Raw genomic sequence first — 4,221 nt, forward strand, 5'->3', positions numbered from 1 at the left:
GCGTACCGTCATCACGGCCCTCGCGTCGGGGATCCCCGGCCCGGAGAACAGGAGCACACCTGGCTCGTCCAGCCACAGCACGCTGCCCTCGACCACCGGGCAGACCAGACCGGCCTGCGGGCGGAACGGCAGCTCGAGGCTCTGGCCGCCGTCGGGCGAGCAGGCGTCCGCCCTGGTGCCGGGCGCGGTGGAGTCGGTGCGGGTGTTGAGGTAGAGGCGGCCGTCGGGCAACTCCGTGGCCGTGGTTTCGTTGACGTTGACGTAGCCGTCCGGGTTGTCGTCGACGTACCCGATGCGCCAGGTCTGGCCGCCGTCGTCGCTCAGCAGGGCGTGGCCGCCGTTGTACTTGGCCTCGGTGCCGTTGTCGCCGCCGGCCGGCGGCAGCGAGTGGTTGGCCGGGACGACGACGCGGCCCGCGTGCGCGCCGTGCCTCAGCTGGACGGCGTGGCCCGGCGTGGTGGCGTACCACCGCCACTCGGGGCGCTTCACGCCGGCGGTGATCTCGCGCGGCGCCGACCAGGTGACGCCGTCGTCGTCGCTCGTCTGGACGTACACGCGGCGGCCCTGGGCGGCGGGCACCTGGCCCCGCCTGATCCTGTCCTCGGTCGCGGCCGGCCCGTTGCGCACCGAGACCAGCACGATCCTGCCGCCGGAGGTCACCACCGGGGACGGGTTGCCGACCGTGCCGCGGTTCGGCTCGCGGCCCACGACCTGGAGCGGGCCCCAGGTCCGGCCGCCGTCCGTTGATCGCCTGAGCACCAGGTCGATGTGGCCGTGGTCGTCGGCCGAGCCGCGCCTGCCCTCGGCGAAGGCGAGCACGGTTCCGGCCTTCGTGACCACGGTCGCTGGGATGCGGAAGGTGTGGTAGCCGTCCGTGCCCGCGCGGAAGGGCACAGACGTGGGATAGCGCTCCGTCTGCATCGGGCCAGCATGGCCGCCCGCCCCTGCGCCGCGGTGTCCACGCGGTGTCCCCCCGGTTGCGGCGCCGCCAACCGGCGGTGACCGGTGACGGAGCGCAGGTCCCGGTCAGGCCGCCGGCCGATCCCGCGCTCGACAGGCTGCTGACGGCGCCGGTGTTCATCCTGTCGCCCGTCAGGTCCGGCTCCACGCTGCTGCGCTCACCGGCCTGACCGTGCGCTACGAGAGCCTCACCGAGGACCCCGAACGCGAGACCAGGGCCGTCTGCGAGTTCCTCGGCATCCCGTGGACGCGGGAGATGCTGGAGTACGGCATGCCGGGTGTGGTCACCAAGGGCCTGGGCGACTGGCAGGACAAGATCCGCTCGGGCAGCGTCCAGCCCGGCCGCGCCCTCCCGGCTCCCGGCGAGATCCCGGACGCGCTCAGGCCGATGTGCAGGAGCTGGGGGTACCTATGAGCGGCCCCGCGCCCCCCGGCGCCCCCATGCGGATCCGCTACCTGCTGCTGCACGCCTACGGGCTGGGCGGGACGATCCGCACGGTGTTCAACCAGGCGAGCGCGATGGCGGCGCTGGGCCACCAGGTGGAGATCGTCAGCGTGGTCCGTGCCGCGGGGCGAGTTCGCCGCCGACTACTTCACCGAGCGGGTGGAGAGGACCGTGATCGACTACGTCTCCTCGCTGCGTGACGGCGTCCTCGTCACGACCCGGCCCGCGCTCAGCCTGATCTCCGCCCGCCGCGCCCCGAAGAGCGTGGTCCGCGTGGCGCAGGACCACATGAACCTGCACGCCTACCCCGAGCCGGTCCGCGAGGACTTCGCCCGCTACTACGGCCGCTTCGACGCCGTGGCCGTGCTGACCCGGACCAACCAGCTCGCCTACCGCGAGCTGCTGGGGCGTACGCCGGTCGTGCGCATCCCCAACCCGGTCTCCCTGTCCGGCGAGCCGTCCCGGCAGGAGAACCCCGTCGTGGTGGCGGCCGGCCGGCTGGTCTGGCAGAAGGGCTTCGACCTGCTCGTGCCGGCGTTCGGCCAGGCGGCCCGCCGGCACGCCGACTGGGAGCTGCGCATCTTCGGCTCCGGGACGAGGAGGGCGGCCCTCGCGGCGCTCGTCGGCCGCCAGGGCCTGGACGGCCGGCGGCCGCCCTCGACCGGCTCATGGGCGACCGCGAGCTGCGCCTGCGGCTCGGGACCGCGGCCGCGCGCACGGCCAGGTCGTACGCGCCGGACGCCGTCATGCCACTGTGGGTGGACCTCTTCACCCGGCTGCTCCACCGTGAGCCGATCGCCGGCATGTACGAGCCCTGCTAGACCCTCCCGGACGGGCACGATCAGCGGAAAACGTGACTAAACTGCGTGTGATCGCGAAAGAGAAGACGGTGACGACGAGCACATGACGGCGACGCTGATCAACCCTGGCGCTGTTCCTCCGATCGAGGGAAGGCATTCGCGGTGACCGCACCTGTTCAGCTGACGCAGACCTCGGCCGACGCCACCACCGGCACGTGCGTCCTGGCCCTGACCGGTGAGCTCGACTACATCAGCGCGGCCCAGCTCCGTGCCGACATGGACGGCCTGCTGGCGCCCGAGCACCGGCACCTCGTGCTGGACCTGAGCGGGCTGGAGTTCTGCGACTCCACGGGCATCCGGCTGTTCCTGGTCCTGCGCAAGCTCATCCTGGAGCGCGGCGGCACGATCGCGCTGGCCGGGCTGACCGCGCGGCTCGAACGGGTCTTCCGCATGACGGGGCTGACGCAGGCGTTCGACCTCTATCCGAGCGCCGACCAGGCCACCGCCGCCATCACGGAAAAGAGCTGACCTACAGCTGGTCAGCCGCCCGCCAACCGCAAAGAGGACAAAGCTCGCAGATCCGCCCGCTAGCACATGCTTCGCGCAACCACGAGTAGGCAGACCGCGATATTCGTCATTGGAATCCCAAGTTTCCTTGGACGACCGCGGCAGATGCGAGGGGCTATGGTTCGTTCATGGCGACCTGCGCGCGACCACAGGCTTCGGATCCATGGGATCTGTGATGTCCTGGCTGACGTACGCCTCCCAGCGCCTGCCGGGCGTCACCGTGATCGCCGTCGGCGGTGAGCTCGACGCGACCAACGCAGGTCGGCTGGAGTCGTACGTCGCCGAGGCGCGCCAGGGGCCGGACGATCACCTCGTGTTCGACCTGACCGAAGTGCGTTTCATGGACAGCGCGGGCCTGCGCGCCCTGCTCAACTCGTGCCTGGCCGTCGCGCGGCACGGCGGCAGCGCCCGGCTGGCCGCCCTGCAGACCATGCCCGCCCGGATCGTCAGGATCACCCGGGTCGAAGCCCACCTCCCGGTGCACGAGACCGTGGAGGACGCCCTGACCGCCGCCCTCAGCCCATCGGAGCCCCCTCGCCCCGCCCAGGGCAGCGGCGGCACCAGCGCGGCCTGACCACCGGCCCCCAGCGGCCCCGAACCGCCTCCCGCGCAGCCTCAGCGCCCCGCAACCCTCTCACGGACGTCCGGCGACGCCGGAGGCGACCTCCTTCAGCCGCCCCGCGGGCCCGCCGTCGGGCGCCAGCGGCGCGGTGTCCATCCCGGCCCCCTCGTGCAGCCCCTCCATGAGCTCCCGCACGGCGTCGGCGGCCGAGTACCGCGGCGTCCAGCCCAGCACGTCCCGAGCCCGCTCCGTGCTCATGACCGGCTGCCGCAGCAGCATCTCGAACAGCCCGGGCGCCGCAGGGAGCAGCCGCAGGTGCCAGCCGGCGGCCATGGCGCCGCGGGCCAGCCGCGGCGAGAGCGCCACCGTCCTCGCGCCGAGCAGCCGGGCCAGGGACTCCGGGTCCAGCACCGGCTCGGCGGCCAGGTTGAACGCTCCGGTGACCGGCCTGCTCACCGCCAGCCGGTACGCCTCGCCGGCGTCGTCGGCGTGCAGCGCCTGGAAGCGCAGCCCGGGGATGTCAGGCACGAACGGGATCCGCCCCGGCCGCAGCAGCCGCCGCGGCACGAACGGGCCACCGAACAGCCGCCGCTGCTCGGAGGCGGCCTCCCGCTTGAAGACGAAGCCCGGTCGCATGCGCACCACGCGGATGTCCGGGTGGTCGTGCTCGAAGACGTCCAGCACCCGTTCGACGTAGGCCTTCTCCCGGCTGTACGCGGCGCCCGGCCAGCCGTGCGTCGGCCAGCTCTCGTCCACGGGCCGGTCCTTGGGCCCCGGCGAGTACGCCCCCACCGAGGAGGCGTACACCAGGGCGGGCACCCCGGCGTCGGCCGCCGCGCGGAAGACGCGCATGCTGCCCAGCACGTTGGACCGCCAGGTGACGGTGA

Annotated in this window: 8 protein-coding genes; 6 read left to right on the top strand and 2 right to left on the bottom strand. The window is 73.0% G+C overall.

Annotated elements, in window-relative coordinates:
- The coding region (locus DAT37_RS12215; protein WP_109524896.1) for a sialidase family protein at positions 1 to 921 on the bottom strand (921 nt) is incomplete at its 3' end.
- A 77-nt stretch (positions 922 to 998) separates the two neighbouring features.
- Between DAT37_RS12215 and DAT37_RS45410 the strand changes: the two genes are divergently transcribed.
- The 6 genes from DAT37_RS45410 (at position 999) to DAT37_RS12235 (ending at position 3,346) form a co-directional block, all read left to right on the top strand.
- Positions 999 to 1,130 carry a sulfotransferase gene (locus DAT37_RS45410; RefSeq protein WP_232839701.1) on the top strand — a complete coding sequence of 44 codons (132 nt, stop codon included), beginning with the start codon at positions 999 to 1,001 and terminating at the stop codon, positions 1,128 to 1,130.
- A gap of 2 nt (positions 1,131 to 1,132) precedes the next feature.
- Positions 1,133 to 1,375 carry a sulfotransferase domain-containing protein gene (locus DAT37_RS12220; RefSeq protein ID WP_198654209.1) on the top strand — a complete coding sequence of 81 codons (243 nt, stop codon included), beginning with the start codon at positions 1,133 to 1,135 and terminating at the stop codon, positions 1,373 to 1,375.
- Positions 1,372 to 1,605 (top strand): hypothetical protein, encoded by a 234-nt coding sequence (locus DAT37_RS44885; protein WP_198654210.1) that lies wholly within the window; start codon positions 1,372 to 1,374, stop codon positions 1,603 to 1,605. The genes DAT37_RS12220 and DAT37_RS44885 overlap by 4 nt, the downstream gene beginning before the upstream one ends.
- Positions 1,577 to 2,266, top strand: coding sequence for a glycosyltransferase family protein (locus DAT37_RS12225; RefSeq protein WP_198654211.1), 690 nt, complete (start codon positions 1,577 to 1,579; stop codon positions 2,264 to 2,266). Before DAT37_RS44885 ends, DAT37_RS12225 begins: the two co-directional genes overlap by 29 nt.
- Positions 2,267 to 2,367: 101 nt before the next feature.
- A complete protein-coding gene (locus DAT37_RS12230) occupies positions 2,368 to 2,733 on the top strand; it encodes an STAS domain-containing protein (RefSeq protein WP_109524893.1) in 366 nt (121 codons plus the stop codon).
- Between the two features lie 214 nt (positions 2,734 to 2,947).
- The gene (locus tag DAT37_RS12235; RefSeq protein ID WP_157978451.1) at positions 2,948 to 3,346 is read left to right on the top strand and encodes an STAS domain-containing protein; all 399 of its coding nucleotides are present in this window, start codon (positions 2,948 to 2,950) and stop codon (positions 3,344 to 3,346) included.
- A 60-nt stretch (positions 3,347 to 3,406) separates the two neighbouring features.
- Here the strand turns inward: DAT37_RS12235 and DAT37_RS12240 are convergent.
- A partial coding sequence (locus DAT37_RS12240; RefSeq protein WP_109524895.1) for an NAD-dependent epimerase/dehydratase family protein occupies positions 3,407 to 4,221 on the bottom strand: 815 nt, incomplete at its 5' end.

The organism is Nocardia aurea, from assembly GCF_003123685.1.
GTDB classification, from domain to species: Bacteria; Actinomycetota; Actinomycetes; order Mycobacteriales; family Mycobacteriaceae; genus Nocardia; species Nocardia aurea.

What these genes read in the sequence shown, in the direction of transcription:
- DAT37_RS44885 (WP_198654210.1), top strand. Translation starts at nt 1,372, where the DNA reads ATGAGCGGCCCCGCGCCCCCCGGCGCCCCCATGCGGATCCGCTACCTG.
- DAT37_RS12235 (WP_157978451.1), top strand. Translation starts at nt 2,948, where the DNA reads ATGTCCTGGCTGACGTACGCCTCCCAGCGCCTGCCGGGCGTCACCGTG.